The sequence below is a fragment of the Caulobacter vibrioides genome (genome assembly GCF_002310375.3).
Taxonomy (GTDB): domain Bacteria; phylum Pseudomonadota; class Alphaproteobacteria; order Caulobacterales; family Caulobacteraceae; genus Caulobacter; species Caulobacter vibrioides_D.
Genome location: NZ_CP023315.3, coordinates 3,220,016 through 3,240,596, shown reverse-complemented (window position 1 = coordinate 3,240,596; position 20,581 = coordinate 3,220,016). Strand labels below are relative to the sequence as shown.

Sequence of the window (20,581 nt, the reverse complement as noted above, 5' to 3'; positions counted from 1 at the left end):
CACCGGGGATAGATTTGCGGGATAGCGCCGGAAGTCTCCGCGCCGCCTAGCCCGACAGTACCTCGGCCAGGGCCTGGAACATCGGCTTGGGCTGGCCGGCGTCGTCGAGGGGCAGGGGGTGCTCCCAGGGGCGCTCGCCGTTCGCGCCGCGCAGCCAGGAGTCCCGGTCGCGCACGCCCCAGACGCTGAAGGCGAACCGCTGCGTGCGGGGCAGGTCCATATAGGCCTGGGCCAGCTCGCGGGCGAGGTCGGCCTGGCGGGTCAGCAGCCTTGGCAGGCGGGAAAGGTCGGGCTTGTCGCCGAAGGAGATGTCCAGCTCGGAGACATGGATCGGCAGGCCAAGGCTGGCCAGGTCGCGCATGGCGATCCGGCACATCCCCGGCGGGGTGAAGTCTAGCCCCAGATGGCTCTGGGTGCCGATGCCGCCGATCGGGGCGCCGGCCTTCAGCAGCCGTTCGACCATCCGCAGGAAGGTCGCCCGCTTGGTCGGATTGTTCTCGAGATTGTAGTCGTTGATGAACAGCACCGCGTCGGGGTCGGCCTCCTTGGCGTGGTGAAACGCCAGGATCATGTGCTCGTCGACGCCCAGATTGTCGGTCCAGGCCGAGCGTCGCAGGTCGACGCCGTTGTCGTCCACCGCCTCATTGACCACGTCCCAGCCGGCGGCCAGGCCCCGATAGCGGCCCGCGACCGCCAGGATGTAGTTGCGATAGGCGTCGGCGAACCGCCGGCCCTGACCGTCCAGCTTGGCGAAGGCGGGCATGACCTGGGCGTACCAGATCAAGGCGTGGCCATAGAGCCGCAGGCCGTGGCGGCGGGCGAAGTCGGCGATGGCGTCGGGGCGATCGAACCGGAAGCGCCCGTCGTCCTGGAGGATGTACTCCATCTTCATTTCCCACTCGGGCGTGAGCTGGGCGTAGTGACGGAGCAGGCGGTCGACGAAGGCCGGATCGTCCAGCTGGTGGCGCTGCACGCAGGCGCCGACCGGCGTCGTGGCGATCGACTTCAGGGGCGTGTCGGCGATGGGGGCGCTGCTGGCTTCAGGTCCGCAGGCGCTCAGCGCCAGGGCGGAGCTGATCGCGGCTCTTCTCGTAAGATCCATTTTCCGTGTCATCCCGGACGCCTCGTAGAGGCGATCCGGGACCCAGGGGGTGAGGAAGCGCCGTGCTTGTGGCCCCTGGGTCCCGGCTCTACGCGCTGCGCGCTACGGCCGGGATGACACCGGAAGGGGGCGGGCATGTTCGCCTCTACCGACCGCCGACGGCGGCGCGGCGGATGCTGAGTTCGTCCATCTGGGCGGACTCGAAGGCGTTCAGCTTCTTGGCGGCCAGGATCTTGGCCTGCTCGGCGACGTGCTCGTATTTCTTGAGGTTCTCGAAGGCCTCGGACAGCGCGTCGCGCGCGCCGGCTTCTTCCTGCTGGCACTGCTCGATCTGGACCAGCATGTCGGCGCGGCGGCGCTTGTGGCCCTCGCGGTAGCCGATCATGTACCAGCCGGCCGAGGGGTCGCCCTCGGCGTTCTTGGCCTCGGCCTCGGCCTCGGCGTCCAGCAGGGTGACGCGCATCTCGGCGGCCATGCGCCGTTCGGTGATCTCGGCCAGACGCTTTTGCAGCGTCTCGACCTCGTGGTTGGAGATCCGGATCAGAGAGGCGGCCCACTTGGTCACGATCAGTACTCACTCTGCAGGATCTGGCCCAGCATCCCGAAAGAGTCATCGAGACTGGTTGCTTCTTCCTTATCCTGGCTGAGGAAAGCCTCGATCGCCGGGTTCAGGCGGATGGCGCGGTCGACCACGGGGTCGGCCCCGGCGCGATAGGCGCCGATGCGGATCAGTTCTTCCATGTTCGAATAGGCCGACATCACCTGGCGCGCGCCCTTGACGATGTCGCGCTCGTGCGGGTGCTGGCAGCCCGGCATGGTCCGGCTGATCGACTTCAAAACATTGATGGCCGGGAAGCGGCCGCGCTCGGCGATGGCGCGCTCCATGACGATGTGGCCGTCCAGGATACCGCGCGTGGCGTCGGCGATCGGCTCGTTGTGGTCATCGCCGTCGACCAGCACCGTGAACAGGGCCGTGATCGGGGCGGCGGTGGTGCCGTCGGGACGGATCGGTCCCGGCCCCGCGCGCTCCAGAAGCTTGGGCAGTTCGGTGAAGACGGTGGGCGTATAGCCCTTGGTGGTCGGCGGCTCGCCGGCGGCCAGACCGATCTCGCGCTGGGCCATGGCGAAGCGGGTGACCGAGTCCATCAGGCACAGCACCTCTTGATCCTGGTCGCGCATGAACTCGCTGATCGCCAGGGTCATGTAGGCGGCCTGGCGGCGGGTCAGGGCCGGCTCGTCCGAGGTGGCCACGACGACGACGGCGCGGCGCAGGCCTTCCTCGCCCAGCGTCTCCTCGACGAACTCACGCACCTCGCGGCCCCGCTCGCCGATCAGGCCGACCACGACGGCGTCGCAGGTGGCCTCCTTGGCCAGCATCGACAGCAGCACCGACTTGCCGACGCCCGAGCCGGCGAAGATGCCCAGGCGCTGGCCCCGGCAGGTGGTGGTGAAGACGTTCATCGACCGCACGCCCAGATCCAGGCGCTCGCCCACCCGGCCCCGGGCGTGGGCCGGCGGCGGGGCGGTCTTCAGCGGATAGGGGACCTCGCCCTGCGGCAGCGGACCCAGGCCGTCGATCGGCTCGCCGAAGGCGTTGATGATCCGGCCGAGCCACGCCTTGGTCGGGCGAACCACGGCCCCTTCCGGCACGATGCGGATCTCCGCGCCCGGACCCACGCCCTCGACGGGGCCGAAGGGCATGAGCAGGGCGCGGGTCTCGCGGAAGCCGACCACCTCGGCGGGCAGGGGCTTTTGGCCGAAACGCTCGATCTCGACCCGCGCGCCGACGGCCAGGCGGGTCAGGCCGCCGCGCACCTCGATCAGCAGCCCGTTCACCGCGGCCACCCGACCATAGATGGTCAGCGGATCGATACGTTCGACGGCGGCGATGAGGCTACGCAAGACGGCTCCCGAAACAGCAGGCGCCAGACTCGGCCAACGTGGTTAATCGGGAATGAACTCAGCCCTTCGGAGCCGCCTTTGCGGGTGCGACCAATTGGTGGCTGAAGAAGCGCACGACCTCGGTGTTGAACGTCTGGTGGAACGCCTTGCGGTCAAAGCCGGGCGCGCTGGCGCACAGCATCTGGGTCCCGCCCACGGGCGCGGTCTCGCAGGGGGTGAGGAAGTCGAAGTGCCGGGCGCCCTTCACGACGCGGTAGTCGTGCTTGCGCTTGAGGTTGCGGTGCACGAACTCGGCATAGGCGTCGCCCGGCAGGATCTCGTCATCGGCCGCCTTCCACAGCTGCACCGGCGCGGTGATCCCTTTCAGCCCGTCTTTGCCGAACGCAAAGCCCAAGGCTGGGGCGGCCGAGACCACGGCCTTGATGCGCGGATCGTGAACCCAAGGGGCGGTCAGCACGTCGGCGGGGATCGGACGGCCGGCGCTGAGCTTGCAGGCATAGTCGTTGGGGTGGGCCTGGCAGTGGGCGGGAACAAGTCCCAGGTCCGGCTTGCCGCCGGCGGCCGCCAGCACCGTGAAGCCGCCCGAGGAGAAGCCGAAGGCGCCGACCTTGGCCGGGTCCAGCTTGGCCTTCAGCGGCGAGGCCTCCAGCATCCAGCCGATCAGGGCCGACAGGGCGGCGGGGCGGTCGGCCATGGCGGTGGCGCGGCTCTGGTCCTTGTAGTTGTCGCCGGGATGGGTGAGGGCGGCGACCACGAAGCCGGCTTCCGCCAGCGCCTGGGCGGTGTCGGCGTGACCGCCGAAGAAGCCGCCGTTGCCGTGCGACATGACGATCAGCGGCAGGGCCTCGCCGGCGACCGGCGCGCCGGCGGCGACCGTGTGGCCCCACGAGCCCAGCGGCATGAAGGCGGGCGTGGTCTTGGTCGGATACCAGATCCCGACCTCGACCGGCGGGCCCTCGGCGCGGGGCTGGCGCAGCACCATGAAGCCGGCGTTGTCGGCGAGCGCGGGCGAGGCGAAAGCGGCGACGGCGAGGCTGGCGGCGGCGAAAAGAGCACGAAGCGACATGGCGGTCCGGGTGGTCCCTTTGAGATGAGCGATGAGGCTGCTTTGACGGCGCTTTCCGGCCGCCGCCAGCGCTCCTGCGCGAATGGGCGAATGGGTTCGCGGGCCGGCGAACGGGACTGAGCTTGCGATCGCCGTGAAAGAATGTTCTCTAAATGTTCTCATCGCGAGCGATGCTTTCTATTGTATCTGATCGGATACAAAGCTATGATCGAGATCGTAGAAACCGTTGCGTTCAGGGCTTGGCGCGCCGGCTTGCGAGACGCGAAAGGGCGGCGGGCGATTTCCACCCGGCTGGCGCGTCTGGCTCAGGGGCTGTTTGGAGATTTTCGGACAGTCGGCGAGGGCGTTGGCGAACTGAGAATCCATGTCGGACCGGGCTATCGGCTCTATTTTGTCCGACGCGGCGATGTGTTGATCATTCTCCTGCACGGCGGCGACAAGGGGGCCCAGGCAAGGGACATCGAAAAAGCCAAGATGATCGCGAGAAGTCTTTGATCTCTGTGGAGATGGACGAGGAGCCCATGGTTGAACTGGTTCGCTTTGACCCTGTCGAAGAGATCGACGACGCCGAGGCGGTCGCCGTGTTTCTGGCCGACGCCTTCGATACGGGCGACGCCGACTATATCCAGCACATGCTGGGGCTGATCGCTCGCTCCAAGGGGATGGCCGAGGTCGCCGAGAAAGCCGGCTTGGGGCGCGAGAGCCTCTACAAGGCGCTGAAAGACGGCGCTTCGCCGCGTTTCGACACGATCTTGCGTGTGGTCCATGCCTTGGGGCTGAAGTTGGCCCTGGTCAGCGCGACCGAGGCCAATTTCGCCGAAGACGCGGACGACGAAGCCGCCGCCTGACCCCCTGGCGCCGCCGCCTGACGGCGCTCTATACGAAGAGCCATGAGCGCAGACGCTTCCAAGCCGCCCCTGCTGGGCACGGCCCGCGAGTGGACGATCGACCTGTCGGTGGCCGTCGTCATCGGCATCCTGCTGGGCCTGATGGGGCCGTTCGGCAGCTTCTTCAACGACGGGCCGGCGGTGCGCGTCGCCTACTGGGTCTGCAGCGTCGCCTTTGGCATGGTGCTGTTTGGAACGCTCACACGCCTGGGGGCCGCCGGGGCGCGGCGGCTGGGGCTCCCGGACTGGGCGGCGCTTGCGCCCGTGATCCTGGTGGGGACGGTGCTTCTAGGCGCGCCTCTGCGGCTGTTCGCGATCGCCTTCTGGCCAGGCGTGATCGAAGCGGTGCCGCTGGCGGCGTGGTTTGGCCAGTGCCTGGCGATCTCGACCCCGCTGGTCGTGGGGTCCTACGTCCTGCGCGGGCGGCAGGCGGGGGAGGGGCCTGCTCCCCCGGCGCCCGCCCTGTCCCTGACCTCAGCGCCGTCGGAGGCGGCGCCGAGCGCAGACGTCAGTCACGTCCTCTATCTGAAGATGGAGGACCACTATGTCCGCATTCGCACCGAACACGGGTCGCGCCTCGAGATGGGGCCGCTGGCCAGGGTCACCGCGATGCTGACCGGGGTCGAGGGGCTGCAGACCCATCGCTCTTGGTGGGTGGCGCGGCGGGCGATTGCGGGCGTCGAGCGTGACGGTCGCAACCTGCGCCTGAGGCTGGTCGACGGCGAGACCGCGCCGGTCAGTCGCGCCTCGGTGGCCAAGCTGCGGGCGGCGGGCTGGCTGGCGGACGACGCCGAGTAAAGTCCTCCGCGACCGGGTGTCGCGGCGGGGCGCGGCGCGCGGCGAAAACAGGTGTGGACGGCTTAGAAAAATCTCGCGACAGAACGCCGCGATTTCGTGTGTGAGGCGAAGGGGTCAAGGCGGTTCTTAACGCCGTAACGCCGTTCAAACCGCCTTCCAGGCCTCGATTTTCTCGATTTTTTACGGCCAAATGACGCGCTGAAAACACCCGCCTGCGACGCCTGCGACCAATGTGTTCAGGGGCTCCGACGCGGCTTGCACCCGATTCGCAAATCAGATTAACCATTCCTCCGACGGGAAACATTCACCATTAACCAGTCTTAAATTAACTCTCCGGCAAAGTGGCCGAAGGGTTTCACCGGCGGACTCCCGCCAAAGACGTTCGAATACGCCAGTGTTGGCGTGGAGGGGCTCATGCGCGTACTGTTGATCGAGGATGACAGCGCGACGGCGCAGACCATCGAACTGATGCTGAAGTCTGAAGGCTTCAACGTCTATACGACGGATCTGGGTGAAGAAGGCGTCGATCTGGGCAAGATCTACGACTACGATCTTATCCTGCTCGACCTCAATCTTCCGGACATGAGCGGCATCGATGTTCTGCGCACCCTGCGGGTCGCGAAGATCAACACGCCGATCATGATCCTGTCGGGCTCGTCGGAAATCGACACCAAGGTCAAGACCTTCGCCGGCGGCGCCGACGACTACATGACCAAGCCGTTCCACAAGGACGAAATGATCGCCCGCATCCACGCGGTGGTCCGTCGTTCGAAGGGTCACGCTCAGTCGGTCATCAAGACCGGCGACATCGTGGTCAACCTGGACGCCAAGACGGTGGAAGTGAACGGCAACCGCGTTCACCTGACCGGCAAGGAGTACCAGATGCTGGAGCTCCTCTCCCTGCGCAAGGGCACGACCCTGACCAAGGAAATGTTCCTGAACCACCTGTACGGTGGCATGGACGAGCCGGAACTGAAGATCATCGACGTCTTCATCTGCAAGCTGCGCAAGAAGCTGGCCGCTTCGGCGCACGGCAAGCACCACATTGAGACGGTCTGGGGCCGCGGCTATGTGCTGCGCGACCCGAACGAGCAGGTCAACGCCGCCTGAGTCGTTGGAACTCCGGCAGCCTACTGTAGAACCCACCCAGAAACGCCCACCCAAAAGGTGGGCGTTTTCTATTTGAAACCATAAGGTTACGCTTCGCCCATCCGCGAACGGGAACCTTGGTCGTGACAAAAAGACAAAGGCGCGGAATAGTCCGGTCGGCTGAGCGCCAGGGCCGAGACGGTCCGGCGTAACGCTTGCTGGGGGGCTTCCCAGCCGTGTCATTTTGGCTTACGCGGCATCGACACCGACGGGGGACCGATGCAAGAATTCGATCCACGACGTAGCGCCACGCGCTGGGCGCCGCGTGTTTTCACCGCGGTCGCCGGCCTGCTGGCTCTGGGCCTGGGCTGGAAGCTGACCGCCGGCGACGCCGCGGCCCCGCTCGCCAAGGCTCCGCTTGATCCCGCCGCCCTCGTGGCCCTGCAGCACATCGCCTTCGCCAGCGCCGAGGCTCAGCCCGGCTTTGAACGTCCTGAAAACATCGAGGTGAAGGTCCGCCCCGGCGAGACCCTGCAGGGCGCAGTGCAGCGCACCGGCGTCGCGCCCGAAGAGGCCCGTCAGGTCGTGGCCACGCTGCAAGGCGCCATCGACACCGTCAACATCAAGGCCGGCATGGCCTTCGAGGCCGCCGTCGCCCAGCGCCGCAGCCAGCGGGGCCCCGCGCGTCTGGTCGGCCTGTCGATGCGCACCAGCCCGTCCTCGACCCTGACCGTCTCGCGCACCTTCGACGGCGCCCTGCGCCTGCGCGAGATGGAAGAAGAGGTCCGCGACGAGCAGCAGGTGGCCTGCGGCGAGATGAACGGCTCGTTCTACGAGAGCGTGGCCAATGTCGGCGGCACCCCGGCGGTGATCAGCCAGGCGGCCAAGCTGTTCTCGCACAAGATCGACTTCTCGCGCGACATCAAGGAAGGCGACCGCTTCTGCCTGATCTTCGATCGCAAGGTCACCGAGAGCGGCCGCACCATCGAGGCCGGCGACCTGGAATACGCCGAGGTTAAGGGCCAGAAGTTCTACGCCTTCGATCGGCGCGGGGAGGACGGCAAGAGCCAGTTCTTCGACGAGACCGGCAAGAACATCAAAGGCTTCCTGCTGCGTACGCCGGTCGACGGCGCGCGGATCACCTCGAAGTTCGGCCTGCGTCGCCACCCGATCCTGGGCTACAACCGCGCTCACCAGGGCGTCGACTTCGGGGCCGGCACCGGCACGCCGATCCTGGCCGCCGGCGACGGCGTCGTGCTGGAGGCGCGCCGCTGGGCCGGCTATGGCAACTGGCTGCGCATCCGCCATTCGGGCCAGTGGGACACCGGCTATGCGCACATCTCGCGCTACGCCAAGGGCATCAAGCCGGGGACGCGGGTGCGTCAGGGCCAGGTCGTGGCCTATGTCGGCTCCACGGGCATGTCGTCGGGCCCGCACCTGCACTACGAGGTCTGGCTGAAGGGGCAGCGGGTCAATCCGATCGGCGCCAAGGTGCCGCAGGGCACCATCCTGGCGGGCGCCGAACTGGCCTCGTTCAAGTCGCAGAAGGCCCGCGTCGACCGCATGCTGGCCGAGGGCGGCGCGCCCGTCAGTGGCGAGGACACCCCCAAGCTGGCCAGCGCCGACATCCAGAAGGCCAAGCTCAGCCTGCGGTAGGGTCTGGCCTAGGGTGTGGGCGCGAAAGCGCCGATACCGCAAAGCCCAAACAACGCGTCATCCCGGAAGCCTCGCAGAGGCTATCCGGGACTTAAGCGGCACGCTGTCGTGCGGCGCCCCTTAAGTCCCGGCGCTACGGCCCGCTACGCGGTCTTCCGGCCGGGATGATGACGGAAAATGATCTCAGTGAGTTAAGTAGCGCCGCCTTGCCCTCTTCCACCCACCTCTACAGCGACCGCCGCTTCGTCGTCGGCGTGGCCCTGTTCTGCTGCCTCTTGTGGGGCAGCGCGTTTCCGGCGGTGAAGGCGGGCTATGCGCTGCTGCATGTGGCCAAGTCCGACACCGCCGCCCAGATGCTGTTCGCCGGCTGGCGCTTTCTGGCGGCGGGGCTGATCCTGCTGGTCCTGGCGGTGGCGAGCCGGAGGCCGATCGCCGTGCCCCGCGCCCAGATCGGACGCCTGGTGGGTCTGGGCGTCTTTCAGACCACCTTGCAGTACGTGTTCTTCTATATCGGCCTAGCCCACGCCACCGGTGTGAAGTCGTCGATCATGAACGCCACCGGCGCGTTCTTCGGCGTCATCCTGGCCCATTTGCTGTTCCCCAATGACAAGCTGACGCCGCGCAAGGTGATGGGCTGTCTGCTGGGCTTTGCGGGCGTGCTGGCCGTGAACCTGGGCGGGAAGGGGTTCGACTTCGAGTTCAGCCTGCTGGGCGAGGGCTTTGTGGTCGCCGCCGCCTTCGTGCTGGCGGCCGGCTCGATCTGGGGGCGCGCGATCTCCCAGACCTGCGACCCTATGGTGATGACCGGCTGGCAACTGGCCATCGGCGGCGGCGTGCTCTTGGCGATCGGCGCGGTGGCGGGCGGTCACCTGGAGGCCTTCGACGTCCGCTCGCTGGCGCTGCTGGCCTATATGGCCGGACTGTCGGCGGCCGCCTTTGCGCTGTGGAGCCTGCTGCTCAAGCACAATCCCGTGGGCCTGTTGGCGGTGTTCAACTTCCTGATCCCGGTGTTCGGGGTGCTGCTATCGGCGCTGTTCCTGCACGAGCCGGTGCTGGCCTGGAAGAACGCCGCCGCCCTGGCGCTGGTGTGCGGGGGGATCGTGCTGGTCACGGGGCGGGCGCGAAGCCGCCAGGGCTAAGGTTCCCCTAGCGACAAACGCCGTGTCATCCCGGAAGCCTCGAAGAGGCTATCCGGGACCCAGGGGGTGACAAGACGCCGTGCGGACCGCCCCTGGGTCCCGGCTCTCCGCCCGCCTTTCGGCGCGCTCCGGCCGGGATGACACAGGGATAGCTGCCCTTACTCCACCCCCGCCACGGCCAGCAGGGCCGCCAGGCCCACCTGCATGCCCTTCAGGCTCTCGTCCTTGGTGACGTCGATCCACTCATCGAGCGCATGCGCGCGGCCGCCGCGGAAGCCCGCGCCGATGGTCAGGGCCGGCACGCCCAGGCTCATGGGGATGTTGGAGTCGGTCGAGCTGGCCTGATAGGTCGGCTTGTAGCCCAGGGCCTTTACCGCGCCTTCCGTCAAGGCGACGATCTGGGTGGTGTGTGGCGTGGCGCCGGCCGGGCGCTCGCCGATCACCTTGGCCTGGTAGCTGACAACGCCGTTCTTGGTGGAGCGGACGGCGTTCTCGCCGGCCACGGCCTTGTCGAAGATGCCGATCAGGGTCTGGTCCAGCTTGGCCAGTTCGGCCGCGCTCTCCGAGCGCATGTCGAACTCCATGAACACGTCGTGCGGGATCGAGTTCACCGAGGTGCCGCCGCCCGTGACGCTGGCCGAGTAGGTGGTCTTGGGTTTCTTGGGCGCCTCGATCGCGTAGAGGTCGGTCACGGCCTTGGCCATGGCCGCCATCGGATTGACGATGCCGAACGCGCCATAGCTGTGGCCGCCGGGACCCGTGAAGGTCACGCGATAGCGCTTGGAGCCGGTGCCCTGGTCGACGATCTGGTCGGGATCGCCGCCGTCCATCGAGAAGAAGGACGTGATCCGGCCCTTGTAGGGCCCCTTGTTGAAGAGGTAGCGCACGCCGCGCAGGTCGCCGGGGCCTTCCTCGCCGACATTGCCGACAAAGAGGATATCGGCCTTGGTCTTGATGCCCGCCGCGTCCATGGCGCGGACATAGGCCAGCAGGGTCGACAGCGCGCGGGTGTCGTCGCCGATGCCCGGCGCCATCAGCTTGGTGCCCTCACGGCGCACCTTCACGTCGGTGCCTTCGGGGAAGACGGTGTCCAGGTGCGCGGCGATGACCACGAACGGGCCCTTGCCCTTGGTGGCTGTGCCCGGACGCACGCCCATGACATTGCCCTCGGCGTCCATCTCGACATTGGTCAGGCCGTGGGCCTTCAGCATCTCGAGATACGCCTTGGCGCGCTGCTCTTCCTTGAAGGGCGGGGCGGGGATCTCGGTCAGGGTGATGATGTCGGCGACGGTGCGGTCGAAGTCGGCGTCCAGCTTGGCGACGGCCTTCTTGAAGCCGGGCGAGGCGACGATCTTGGCGACGGCCTTGTCGGCGTCAGCGGCCTTGGGCGCGGTGCCCTGGGACTGAGCGGTTGCGGGCGCGGCGACGAGGACGGCGGCCAGCGCGAGCAGGGAGGCGGTGTGGCGGAGCATGCGGCGAATCCTTGAGCTTCGCGCGCACCCTAAACCGTCATGCCGAGCAAAGCGAAGCTGGGTCCGAGCTTTCAAATCCTCGTCATCCCGGAAGCCTCGGAGAGGCTATCCGGGACCCAGGGGGTGAAGAATCGCTGTGCAAGCCGCCCCTGGGTCCCGGCTCTTCCCCCGGCTTTCGCCGGGGCGCGGCCGGGATGACGATTGGTTTTTTAGACCTTCAGCACCGCCTCGCCGCCCACCCAGGGATCGCTGATCGAGTCCGCGCCGGTCTCGATCCGGCCGGCCAGGCGGCGCAGCCAGGTCGGCTCGCCCTCGAGACGCGCGGTGACATCGTACCAGCCCTGCTGGGTGGCGAAGGTCTGCGACACGGTGTCGACGCCCGGCAGATCCACGCGCCAGGGCGCCTGGCCCAGGATATCGAGGTCGACGGAGCGGGCGGTCGGCCGCGTGTTGCTGATCGTCACCACCAGGCCGTCCTTCGACGGACGGGCGGTGATCTCGACGCCCGTGCCGGTCCCGGCGAACCGACGATGGAAGCCGTTGGGACCCACGATCCACAGATCATGCGCCCCGGCCGGCCATGTGTCGGTCATGTGCGCCTTGGGCCCCACGGTGTAGCGACGCGGGACCTGGTCTAGGCGCAGGCGATCATAGACGTGCAGCACCGCCGCCACCTTGCCGGCGTTGACCATCGTCAGGGCCATACCGTCCGGCGTGACGCGCCCGTCGATCTCGAGGGCATAGGGCAGGGCGCGCGAGGGGCGGGGGCCCTTGGCCTGGACCGGGGCGACCACCGCTTCGGGCGTCGGCGGCTTGGCGCGGCCCAGCTTGGCGGCGCGGCCCGCCGGCTCGGCCGTGGCGGGCAGGGCGGGGAAGGGGTTGGTGTTGGGCGTCTTGAAGTCGAAGCAGGTGGTCAGGTCGCCGCATACCGCCCGACGCCACGGCGAGATATTGGGCTCCATCACGCCAAAGCGTGTCTCCAGGAACCGCAGCACCGAGGTGTGATCGAACACCTGGCTGTTGACGAAGCCGCCCCGGCTCCACGGGGAGATCACGTACAGCGGCACGCGCGGACCCAGGCCATAGGGGCGGCCCATCAGGTCGTCGCGCTCGGACTTGGCCTCGGTGGGATTGCGCACCCGGTGATGCTCGCCCACGAGATCGACGCTGGAGGCGCCCAGCAGCTTGCCCGCCGCGTCGTACGATGGCGGGGCCGGCGGCGGGACGTGGTCGAAGAAGCCGTCGTTCTCGTCGAACATCACCAGGAACACCGTCCGCGCCCAGACCTTGGGATCGGCGGTCAGGGCGTCGATGACGCGCGCGGTGTAGTCCGCGCCCTGGGCGGGGCTGGAGGGGCCCGGATGCTCAGAGTCGGCGGCCGGGGCGATGATCCACGAGACCTGCGGCAGGCGGCCGGCCAGCACGTCCTCGCGCAGCTTGTCCAGGTGATGGGTCGACAGGGCCAGCTGCTTCAGGCGCGGGTTCGAGCCCGGCAGGTCCTTGTAGGCCTCGCGATAGGCCTTGAACCCCGCCAGCGGGTTGTCGGTGAAGTTGTCGGCCATGTCCTGGTAGATGCGCCAGCTGACCCCGGCCTGCAGCAGCCGCTCGGGATAGGTCGTCCAGCTGTAGGACTCCTTGGACCCGCCCTTTTCGGCGAAGTTGTCATGGCTGTTGGAGATCGACGGACCGCCGGCCTGCCCCAGGCCGTCATTGGTCCCGGTCCACAGGAACAGGCGGTTGGTGTTGGTGCCGGTCTGGGTCGAGCAGTGATAGGCGTCGCACAGCGTGAAGGCATCGGCCAGGGCGAACTGGAACGGGATGTCGGCGCGCTGGAAATAGCCCATCGACCAGGGCTTCTTGGCGTCGGGCCAGCGGTCCATACGGCCCTGGTCCCAGGCGTCCTGGGCGTCGGTCCAGCTGTGCGGCGTGCCCTCGACGCGCATGTGGGCGAAGGTCTGGGCGCTATCCAGCGGGAAGGGCGCCAAGAGCTTGTCCTTGCTCCAGGCCTGGGCGAAGACCGAGCCGTCCTGGCGTCCCGCCGCGTCGCGGACCGGGATCGGGAACCGATCGCCAAAGCCGCGCACGCCGTTCAGCGTCCCGAAATAGTGATCAAAGCTGCGGTTCTCCTGCATCAGGATCACCACGTGCTCGACATCCTGGATCGTCCCGCTGCGCACGTCGGCGTCGATCGCGGCGGCGCGCGCCAGCGCCGGCGGCAGGCTCAGGGCGCCGAGGGCGGCGAGCAGGCTGCGACGGTCGAGATTGGGCATGGCGGGACTCCGGTGAACTGCGGCCGGAGGTAGCATGTGGTGTTTGGCGCGCGTGTGACAGAGGGCTATCGCCCGTAAGTCTCCGCAGTGTTCTGCGCGGCGTCCCGCGCCTCAAGCGCCTTGCGGATCGCGTCGTGCGCCGCCTTGTCCAGGGTGTGACCGTTGATCAGGGCCGCGCCGGCCAGCGTCAGAAGCGCGGGCACGACGGCGAAGCTGACCGAGAGCACGCCCAGCGCCAGCGGCGTATTGCCGGCCCCGAGGTCCGCCTTGAAGCCAAAGAGGTCCAGTGCGCTGACGGACGCAAAGACCGCAATGGCCGAGCCGATCTTCACGACCCCGCTCAGCAAACCAAACATCAGACCACTGCGATCCACGCCGCTCTTGAGGCGCTCCTCGTCGCCCAGGTCGGCCATCATGGCGCGCAGCAGGATGGGGCCCGCGCTGTAGGGCAGGCCGGCCAGGGTCATGGTCACGATCCCCCACGCCAGCCCCTCTGGCGCCATCAGCACCGAGAGCTGCGCCACGGCGTAGGCCGCCGAAGCGATGGACAGGGCGCGATGCTTGCCGATCGCCTGTCCAAGCCGCCCCCAGAGGGGCGCGCCCAGCAGGGCGCCGGTGAAATAGAGCAACAGCAGCAGGCCGGCCTCGGAACGGTCCCAGCCACGAATGGCGTCGAAATAGAAGAAGAACAGCGTGCCGGCGATGACCGGGCCCGTCCCCAGAAGAATGTCCGACACCAGCAAGCGCAGAATCGACGGCCGGCGGATCAGATCCCAATAGTGACGCCAGGTGGCGGAATTGATGTTCGGCGGCGACGGCGGCTCGTGAACGGCGAACAGCGCCAGAAGGATGGCCACGGGCAGGCTCAGCACCACGAACCAGCCCATCGCCCGCACGCCCTGACCGTAGTCGAGCCCGAAGCCGAGCTTCATCAGCGGCGGCATGGCCAGCACGATCAGCATGCCCAAGACGGTGAAGCCCTGCCACCAGCTGAACACGCGCGCGCGCTGCCCATATTCCGGCGCCAGCCGGGCTCCCCAGGTGACGTGCGCCATCGTCGCCATGGACTGGCCCAGGAACCCCAGCACCAGCCAGAACAGAATGTAGGCGCCGTCGATCCCCGGCCGCGCCATGAACAGCATCCAGACCGCGAGCACGGCGATGGGCAGGCCGGCCACCAGCCAGGGCTTGAACCGGCCAAAGCGCGTGTTGGTCCTATCGATCAGGAACCCGAGCGTCGGATCCAGCCACAGGTCGAACAGGCGAACGACGCCGAAGGCCAGCCCGATCGCCGTCAGGCCCACGCCCAGATCCGTGGCGTAGTAGTTGGGCAGATAGACGACGACGGGCATGAGCATCGCCGCCACCGGAACGCAGGGCAGCGCAAAGGCCGCCAGACGCCAGGTTCCTAAGGGCCCTTGGCCGCTGCTTGCGCGCTCAGCGCGGATCGCCGCCACTCCCCTCAGTCAAACACGATCACCGATCGCGCCAGCTCGCCGCGCTTGAGCTCGTCGAACGCCGAGTTGACGTCCTCCAGCTTGATCCGGCGCGAGATCAGTTCGTCCAGCTTCAGCTTGCCCGACATGTAGAAGTCCACCAGGCGCGGCATGTCGACCGGGAAGCGGTTGGAGCCCATATAGCTGCCCTGGATGCGGCGCTCGCCCAGGAAGTCGACGCCGTGCAGCTCGATCTTGGTGCCGACCGGGATCATGCCGATGACATTGGCCGTGCCGCCTCGGCGCAGCATCTTGAACGAGGCCTCCGCCGTGGCTTTCAGGCCGATGGCCTCGAAGCTGTGATGCACGCCGCCGCCGGTCAGCTCGACCACGGCCTTGGCGATATCGTCGACCTGGGAGGCGTCGACCACGTCGGTGGCGCCGAAGGTCTTGGCCAGCTCCAGCTTTCCGGCCAGGCGGTCGATGGCGATGATCCGGCCCGCGCCCGCGATGGCTGCGCCGTTGATGGTGGCGAGGCCCACGCCACCGCAGCCGATCACGGCCACGGTCTCGCCGGGCCGGACGTTGGAGGTGTGCATCACCGCGCCCACGCCGGTCATCACCGAGCAGCCGATCAGGGCGGCGCGGTCGAACGGCATGTCCTTGCGGATGGCGACGCACGCGTGCTCGTGCACCAGCATCATCTCGGCGAAGGACGACAGGTTCAGGAACTGGGCCATCTTGGTGTCGCCCGTCCCGGAGAGGTCCTCGCGGAACAGACGGGGCTCCTCACCCTTGCCGCGGCGGGTCTCGGGGCTGATGCAGAGGTTCATGTGCCCGGTCAGGCAGACCTCGCAGTGGCCGCAATAGGGGTTGAGGCAGGTGATGACGTGGTCGCCGACCTTGACGGTGCGAACCTCGGACCCGACCGCCTCGACGATGCCGGCGCTCTCATGGCCCAGCACGGCGGGCAGGGCGTGGGTGTAGGAGCCTTCGACGAAGTGCAGGTCGGAGTGGCAGACGCCGGCGGCCTTGGTGCGGATCAGCACTTCGCGCGGGCCGGGCTTGCCGATGGCCACGGTCTCGATCTGGAGGGGTTTGCCCACCTCGCGCAGAACAGCGGCCTTCATGCTCGTCTCCCTCTTGTTTGAGAGCAGACTAGCGTTCCGTTCGGGGCGAACGGAAGGGCTATTCGAACAAATGTTTGGGGGCTTGAGCCCTTAAGCGGCCAGGGCTTCGATCGGGCGCTCGGGCAGGATGCGGCTGACGGCCAGCAGGATGGTCATCGAGCCTTCGCCCGAGGTGATCACGGCCGACACCAGCGGCGAGTCCTCGCCGTCGCCCAGGCTGGGCGGCGGGTTGATCTGGTCGGCCTCGACGATGAAGCTGTCGCAGACCGCATCGACCAGCATGCCGGCGACGTCGTTCTGGTTCTCGACCACGATGATGACCTGACGCTCGCCATCCTCGGCCACGCCCTTGCCAAGGCGCCACGACAGATCGATGACCGGCATCACCTGACCGCGCAGATTGATCACGCCCCGGACATAGGGCGGCGCGTCGGGCAGGGGGGTCGGCGGGGTGACGCCGCGGATCTCGCGCACAGCGCTCACGGGCACGCAATAGGTCTGGGCGCCGACTTCGAACGACAGGACCTGAAGGGCCTGGCCTTGGGCGTACGACACGATGCTGGTCATGGCGGTCTCCGTGCGCGCGAAGGCCGCAAGAGACCTTCGATGGCTCCACCCTGTCTTAAAAAGATAAACAAACCGGTTCTGGTCAGGGTTGATGAATTCTGTTCAGCCGCCGTTCAGGCTGGAAATCCGATCGTTCCTTCAACGCTTGAAACGACGCATTGGGCGACGCGGCGGAGACTTCAGGAGGCCGGCATGGCCAGCAAGATGTTCAAGACGGTCGGACGCGTCGCCGCCGGCGTGGCCGCCCTTTCGCTGGTGGCCGCCGCGACCACGGCTTCGGCCGACTCGCGCCATCACCGCCACAAGCGCGACAAGGGCGGCGACGTCGCCGCCGCCGCGATCACCGCCGGCGTCATCGGCCTCGTCATCGGCGCGGCGATCGCCGACGACGACCATCGCGACGACCGCTATCGCGACCGCCGCTATGCGCCGCCGCCGCCCCCGCCGCCGCCGCGCTACGGTCAAGGGTACGGCTATGGCTACGACCACGACTACGCGCCGCGCCCCTACTATGGCGACCGCGAGTGCTGGACGACGCGGGAGTACAATCGCCGGAGCGGGTCGTACTATGAGCGGACCGTCTGCCGTTAAGCCGCCCTACAGGATCGGATCGCCGTTGTGAGCCGGCGATCCGTACGGCGCCGACCGCCCCGTCGGCGCCGGCCCAGCCCCGAGGTCCCCCGACCTCGGGGCTTTCTCATATTGAGGGGGCCGCGCCAAAACAGGACTCGACTCTGCTGCGGAATGAGAACAAAAAAGGAACATAACCGCGCACCGACAGAGGATCCGACATGTCGCCCCTCGCCAATCCCGCCTTTGCCAACCCTGCCTTTGCCAATCCTGCCTTTGACAGCCCGTTCAATCCGGGTCTGCGACTGACGGACGATCGCCTGGATATCGCCGAGGCCGTGCTGGCCGGGGCCTGGCGGACGCTCCGCGCGGCGGGGTTCGGCGAGGCCGAGGTGCAGGCGCTGTTCGATCAGATCGCTGATCGTCCCGAAGACCTGGCGCGGCGCCTGCGCAAGATGGCCAACGCCTCGGGCTGAGGGCGTACATCCGAAGTGAAGGCTGGGTCGTAACGCTATCGATCCGGCCGCTTGGCCCCTCCCCTGGTGTCTCCCGATGGAACACTCAGGCGGCCGGAAACGGCGCCCGTCCGCCTTCCGTCCCCAAGCGCGGCGGATGAGCCGCGGAGCCTCCCGTCGAACCCCCGAGTTCGAGCGGGAGGCTCCGATGTCTCACCGGGGCGCGCGGTTCAGCGGGGCGCGCCCGTCTGTCGTTCAGTGCGCGTTAGGTTTAAGTGTAAGCGGTTAAACCGCTCGAACGCGCTCTAAGTCTATGAATTAGAGCCTGTTTATCTGGTTTAGATGGAACCATCTAAACCAGGCAGGCTCTAGTGCGCCGAGTGGTTGTACGGCGTCTGCGAGGCCGAAGGCGGCGTCGGGGGCGCGGTCGGCGCCTGGGCCTGGGCGGCGGGCGCGGGCTGACCCGGCTGCGGCGCCGGCGTGGGGCGGCGGAACTTCAGGCTACGGCCCTGGAACTCGGCGCCCGGCTCCATGGCCAGCTGCTCGTGGGTGATGTCGCCGTCGACCCGGGCGGTGCCGTACAGGCGAACGCTCTGGGCGGTGACCGCGCCGATGACCAGGCCGTGGATCTCCATGGCCTGCGCCACGATCGAGCCCTCGATGCGCGCGTTGGGGCCAACGATCAGCTTGCCCACCTTCACATCGCCCAGCACCACGCAGTCCAGGTGCACCTCGAGGTCGCCGACCACGTCGCCGCGGATCGTCAGGCCCTGCGCAATCAGCGAGGCGGGCTTGGGGCGCGCCGGAGCGGGGGCGGGCTGGGGCTGAGCCGGTTGCGGCGTGGCGGCGCGCTGCGGTTCCAGCGGAGTCAGGGCCAGCTTCGCGGGAGTCTCTTTCTTCTTGGCGAACATCGGCTGCGACCTTGTCTCAAAATGGGCGTTTGGAAGACCCAGGCAGCAAGATCGGGGCCGTTTTCTGGCGGTTGTCCAGTCCGGCGCACCAAACTTGGTATGAGCCGATCATCGCCAGGACGGTCGGGTCTCTGGCGGGAAGCTCCAGGCTGCTCACGACCTTGGGGGATGTTGGCTCCCTGCGTCCTTCGAGGCGCGCTCAGGAGCGCGCACCTCAGGATGAGGTGTTCAGCAACAGACTTCCTCATCCTGAGGTGTGAGCCGAAGGCGAGCCTCGAAGGACGCATGGCGGCTGCATGCTCGCCGTCGTCGGGTGTGTATCCCTCTCCCCTTGCGGGAGAGGGTGGCCGCCGAAGGCGGTCGGGTGAGGGGTCGCGCTCGGCTATCCGGAGACGCCTTTCAACCCCTCATCCGTCAGCTTCGCTGACACCTTCTCCCGCAAGGGGAGAAGGAAACCTGGGTCCGCAAACCACCCGCTGCTGGGGTTCAAGTCGTCCGCTTCACGTCCTTTTATCCCGACCTCCCCGGCGAACGCCGGGGCCCAGATTCATCCGCAGCGGTTAGGGCTGACGCGCCATCTCTCGGCGCTGAACGGATAGGCGCCCGTGGGTTCGATCTGGATCCTGGCGTTCGCCGGTACGCCCTGCCGTTCACCGATCAAGGCTTACCATTGACCGAGCCGGGGTGGACGAGCGTGCAGCGAACGGGTCAACCAAGGCCATGACCAGCCCATCCCTCAGTCAACGCAACGTTGCGCCCGACGCAGTTCCTGTTATCCCCGCCTTGGTGATCGCAACGGCGCGTCGATAGCCCGATCCACAATTGCGGCCGGTCCCTCCAAGCTCTGGATAACCAAAAGAATGCTGAAGAAAATTTCCGCCGCAATCGGCCTGATTGCGATCATGGGCGGCCTTGCCAATAGCGCAAACGCCCAGACGACGCAGATCGCAGACGCGGACAACAAGACCGCCGCGATTGAACGCCTGGTCCAAAGCGAGATGGCGTCCCGCCGTATTCCGGGGCTCCAGCTGGCGATCGTGAAGAACGGCAAGATCGTCTTCAAGGGCGCTTACGGCCAGTCCGACCTCGAGACCGCCAAGCCTGTCACGGACCGCACGGTTTTCGGCATCAATTCGATCAGCAAGGCCTTCACCGGCGTCGCGGCGATGCAGCTTGTCGAGGCCGGCAAGCTCGATCTCGACGCCTCGGTGACGCAATATCTCCAAGAGCTTCCGCCCGCGTGGAAACCGATCACGGTCCGCCAGATCCTGACGCACACATCAGGCCTGCCCGAGATCATCGACGACAACACCCGGCTGATCGACGGCGCCGAGCCCGACGCCGCCTGGGCGAGGGTGCAGGAACTCCCCCTGAGATACACGCCCGGCACGCAGTATGCCTACAACCAGACCGGCTACGCCCTGATGGGCAAGATCATCGAGAAGGTCTCAGGCAAGCGCTTCGTTGACGCCGTTCGCGAGGGGCAGTTCAAAGCGGCGGGCATGGCGCAGGCCCGCTTTGGAAACACGGCCGACACCGTGCCCGAGCTGGCCCGGCTCTACACCTATCTGACGCTGCAGATCACAGACATGAGGACCGTCGGCGTCGAGCGCAGCGAGACCCCGCTTGCGCGCCAGGAGGTGTGGCCGGCCTACATGCATCCCACCGCAGGCGTTCAGGCCACGGCCACAGATCTGGCCGCATGGGTTATCGCGCTGCAGAAGCGCAAATTGGTCAGCGAAAAGGGCCTGGAACAGCTCTGGACGCCGCAGCAACTGCCCGACGGCAGCTATCGCGGCTTCAACAAGACCATCAATGGCTATGGCCTGGGCTGGCCGGTCATTCGCCGCGCGGAACACCCCGCCATCACGCCCACGGGCGGCAATCGCGCGGCCATCTTCATCTACCCCAAGGATGACCTTACGGTGATCGTCCTGACGAACCTGCTGGGCGCTTCACCCCACAGTTTTGTCGACAAGATCGCGGCGCAATACATCCCCGATCTCGCCGTCGAAAACTGACGATAGCGTCTCGTCGCGAGGGCGCCGTCAGTCTGGCGCCCGGCGGCGGGACCCTTCAGTTTTGGGTCCCCGCCGCCAAAGCAAAACGCCCGCCTCTTGCGAGACGGGCG

At 67.4% G+C, this 20,581-nt stretch carries 19 protein-coding genes and 1 pseudogene; 9 read left to right on the top strand and 11 right to left on the bottom strand.

The genetic code is table 11. From position 1 onward, the window contains the following. Nucleotides 1-46: 46 nt before the first annotated feature. The 4 genes from CA606_RS15360 to CA606_RS15340 form a co-directional block, all read right to left on the bottom strand. Nucleotides 47-1,102, bottom strand: a complete 1,056-nt coding sequence (locus CA606_RS15360) for an endo-1,4-beta-xylanase (protein WP_423752934.1) — start codon at nt 1,100-1,102, stop codon at nt 47-49. Nucleotides 1,103-1,247: 145 nt separating this feature from the next. Then, complete coding sequence (fliJ, locus tag CA606_RS15350) at nt 1,248-1,667, bottom strand: flagella biosynthesis chaperone FliJ (RefSeq protein ID WP_096053745.1); 420 nt, start codon at nt 1,665-1,667, stop codon at nt 1,248-1,250. Nucleotides 1,668-1,669: 2 nt separating this feature from the next. Next, a complete protein-coding gene (fliI, locus tag CA606_RS15345; RefSeq protein WP_096053746.1) occupies nt 1,670-3,004 on the bottom strand; it encodes a flagellar protein export ATPase FliI in 1,335 nt (444 codons plus the stop codon). Nucleotides 3,005-3,062: 58 nt separating this feature from the next. Then, the gene (locus CA606_RS15340) at nt 3,063-4,070 is read right to left on the bottom strand and encodes an alpha/beta hydrolase family protein (protein WP_096053747.1); all 1,008 of its coding nucleotides are present in this window, start codon (nt 4,068-4,070) and stop codon (nt 3,063-3,065) included. Nucleotides 4,071-4,274: 204 nt separating this feature from the next. Between CA606_RS15340 and CA606_RS15335 the strand changes: the two genes are divergently transcribed. The 6 genes from CA606_RS15335 (at nt 4,275) to CA606_RS15310 (ending at nt 9,639) form a co-directional block, all read left to right on the top strand. After that, on the top strand, nt 4,275-4,565 hold the full coding sequence (locus tag CA606_RS15335) for a type II toxin-antitoxin system RelE/ParE family toxin (RefSeq protein ID WP_096053748.1): 291 nt from the start codon (nt 4,275-4,277) through the stop codon (nt 4,563-4,565). 26 nt (nt 4,566-4,591) lie between these two features. Beyond that, nucleotides 4,592-4,918, top strand: coding sequence for a type II toxin-antitoxin system antitoxin HigA (gene higA, locus CA606_RS15330; RefSeq protein WP_096053984.1), 327 nt, complete (start codon nt 4,592-4,594; stop codon nt 4,916-4,918). Nucleotides 4,919-4,960: 42 nt separating this feature from the next. Continuing rightward, nucleotides 4,961-5,755 carry a LytTR family DNA-binding domain-containing protein gene (locus CA606_RS15325; protein WP_096053749.1) on the top strand — a complete coding sequence of 265 codons (795 nt, stop codon included), beginning with the start codon at nt 4,961-4,963 and terminating at the stop codon, nt 5,753-5,755. Between the two features lie 414 nt (nt 5,756-6,169). Further along, nucleotides 6,170-6,865 carry a response regulator transcription factor CtrA gene (gene ctrA / locus CA606_RS15320; protein ID WP_010920871.1) on the top strand — a complete coding sequence of 232 codons (696 nt, stop codon included), beginning with the start codon at nt 6,170-6,172 and terminating at the stop codon, nt 6,863-6,865. Nucleotides 6,866-7,123: 258 nt separating this feature from the next. Further along, complete coding sequence (locus CA606_RS15315) at nt 7,124-8,500, top strand: M23 family metallopeptidase (RefSeq protein WP_096053750.1); 1,377 nt, start codon at nt 7,124-7,126, stop codon at nt 8,498-8,500. Nucleotides 8,501-8,706: 206 nt separating this feature from the next. Further along, a complete protein-coding gene (locus CA606_RS15310) occupies nt 8,707-9,639 on the top strand; it encodes a DMT family transporter (RefSeq protein ID WP_096053751.1) in 933 nt (310 codons plus the stop codon). 158 nt (nt 9,640-9,797) lie between these two features. Here the strand turns inward: CA606_RS15310 and CA606_RS15305 are convergent, their stop codons facing one another. From CA606_RS15305 to CA606_RS15285, 5 genes are all read right to left on the bottom strand, one after another. After that, nucleotides 9,798-11,111, bottom strand: a complete 1,314-nt coding sequence (locus CA606_RS15305; protein ID WP_096053752.1) for a M20/M25/M40 family metallo-hydrolase — start codon at nt 11,109-11,111, stop codon at nt 9,798-9,800. Nucleotides 11,112-11,320: 209 nt separating this feature from the next. Beyond that, nucleotides 11,321-13,381 carry a phosphocholine-specific phospholipase C gene (locus CA606_RS15300; RefSeq protein ID WP_096053753.1) on the bottom strand — a complete coding sequence of 687 codons (2,061 nt, stop codon included), beginning with the start codon at nt 13,379-13,381 and terminating at the stop codon, nt 11,321-11,323. Nucleotides 13,382-13,446: 65 nt separating this feature from the next. Continuing rightward, the gene (locus CA606_RS15295) at nt 13,447-14,838 is read right to left on the bottom strand and encodes an MFS transporter (RefSeq protein WP_096050336.1); all 1,392 of its coding nucleotides are present in this window, start codon (nt 14,836-14,838) and stop codon (nt 13,447-13,449) included. Between the two features lie 5 nt (nt 14,839-14,843). Beyond that, entirely contained in the window at nt 14,844-15,947 is a 1,104-nt protein-coding gene (locus CA606_RS15290) for a Zn-dependent alcohol dehydrogenase (RefSeq protein ID WP_096050337.1), read from the bottom strand. Nucleotides 15,948-16,037: 90 nt separating this feature from the next. Beyond that, the gene (locus CA606_RS15285; protein ID WP_096050338.1) at nt 16,038-16,514 is read right to left on the bottom strand and encodes a chemotaxis protein CheW; all 477 of its coding nucleotides are present in this window, start codon (nt 16,512-16,514) and stop codon (nt 16,038-16,040) included. A gap of 192 nt (nt 16,515-16,706) precedes the next feature. Between CA606_RS15285 and CA606_RS15280 the strand changes: the two genes are divergently transcribed. Together CA606_RS15280 and CA606_RS15275 are read left to right on the top strand one after the other, a co-directional pair. Beyond that, complete coding sequence (locus CA606_RS15280; RefSeq protein ID WP_181242622.1) at nt 16,707-17,105, top strand: hypothetical protein; 399 nt, start codon at nt 16,707-16,709, stop codon at nt 17,103-17,105. Nucleotides 17,106-17,305: 200 nt separating this feature from the next. Continuing rightward, nucleotides 17,306-17,560, top strand: a complete 255-nt coding sequence (locus tag CA606_RS15275) for a hypothetical protein (protein ID WP_096050340.1) — start codon at nt 17,306-17,308, stop codon at nt 17,558-17,560. 347 nt (nt 17,561-17,907) lie between these two features. Here the strand turns inward: CA606_RS15275 and CA606_RS15270 are convergent, their stop codons facing one another. Continuing rightward, a complete protein-coding gene (locus tag CA606_RS15270; protein ID WP_181242621.1) occupies nt 17,908-18,450 on the bottom strand; it encodes a bactofilin family protein in 543 nt (180 codons plus the stop codon). A 231-nt stretch (nt 18,451-18,681) separates the two neighbouring features. Then, nucleotides 18,682-18,771 (bottom strand): annotated as a pseudogene (locus CA606_RS20680) (hypothetical protein); the annotation flags it as partial. Between the two features lie 539 nt (nt 18,772-19,310). Here CA606_RS20680 and CA606_RS15265 point away from each other — a divergent pair. Further along, nucleotides 19,311-20,471 carry a serine hydrolase domain-containing protein gene (locus tag CA606_RS15265; RefSeq protein ID WP_096053754.1) on the top strand — a complete coding sequence of 387 codons (1,161 nt, stop codon included), beginning with the start codon at nt 19,311-19,313 and terminating at the stop codon, nt 20,469-20,471. Nucleotides 20,472-20,581 lie beyond the last annotated feature (110 nt).

What these genes read in the sequence shown, in the direction of transcription:
- CA606_RS15325 (WP_096053749.1), top strand. Translation starts at nt 4,961, where the DNA reads ATGAGCGCAGACGCTTCCAAGCCGCCCCTGCTGGGCACGGCCCGCGAG.
- CA606_RS15340 (WP_096053747.1), bottom strand. Translation starts at nt 4,070, where the DNA reads ATGTCGCTTCGTGCTCTTTTCGCCGCCGCCAGCCTCGCCGTCGCCGCT.
- CA606_RS15280 (WP_181242622.1), top strand. Translation starts at nt 16,707, where the DNA reads ATGGCCAGCAAGATGTTCAAGACGGTCGGACGCGTCGCCGCCGGCGTG.
- CA606_RS15275 (WP_096050340.1), top strand. Translation starts at nt 17,306, where the DNA reads ATGTCGCCCCTCGCCAATCCCGCCTTTGCCAACCCTGCCTTTGCCAAT.
- CA606_RS15315 (WP_096053750.1), top strand. Translation starts at nt 7,124, where the DNA reads ATGCAAGAATTCGATCCACGACGTAGCGCCACGCGCTGGGCGCCGCGT.
- CA606_RS15290 (WP_096050337.1), bottom strand. Translation starts at nt 15,947, where the DNA reads ATGAAGGCCGCTGTTCTGCGCGAGGTGGGCAAACCCCTCCAGATCGAG.
- higA (WP_096053984.1), top strand. Translation starts at nt 4,592, where the DNA reads ATGGTTGAACTGGTTCGCTTTGACCCTGTCGAAGAGATCGACGACGCC.
- CA606_RS15305 (WP_096053752.1), bottom strand. Translation starts at nt 11,111, where the DNA reads ATGCTCCGCCACACCGCCTCCCTGCTCGCGCTGGCCGCCGTCCTCGTC.
- CA606_RS15335 (WP_096053748.1), top strand. Translation starts at nt 4,275, where the DNA reads ATGATCGAGATCGTAGAAACCGTTGCGTTCAGGGCTTGGCGCGCCGGC.
- CA606_RS15270 (WP_181242621.1), bottom strand. Translation starts at nt 18,450, where the DNA reads ATGTTCGCCAAGAAGAAAGAGACTCCCGCGAAGCTGGCCCTGACTCCG.
- ctrA (WP_010920871.1), top strand. Translation starts at nt 6,170, where the DNA reads ATGCGCGTACTGTTGATCGAGGATGACAGCGCGACGGCGCAGACCATC.
- CA606_RS15360 (WP_423752934.1), bottom strand. Translation starts at nt 1,102, where the DNA reads ATGGATCTTACGAGAAGAGCCGCGATCAGCTCCGCCCTGGCGCTGAGC.
- CA606_RS15300 (WP_096053753.1), bottom strand. Translation starts at nt 13,381, where the DNA reads ATGCCCAATCTCGACCGTCGCAGCCTGCTCGCCGCCCTCGGCGCCCTG.
- CA606_RS15285 (WP_096050338.1), bottom strand. Translation starts at nt 16,514, where the DNA reads ATGACCAGCATCGTGTCGTACGCCCAAGGCCAGGCCCTTCAGGTCCTG.
- CA606_RS15265 (WP_096053754.1), top strand. Translation starts at nt 19,311, where the DNA reads ATGCTGAAGAAAATTTCCGCCGCAATCGGCCTGATTGCGATCATGGGC.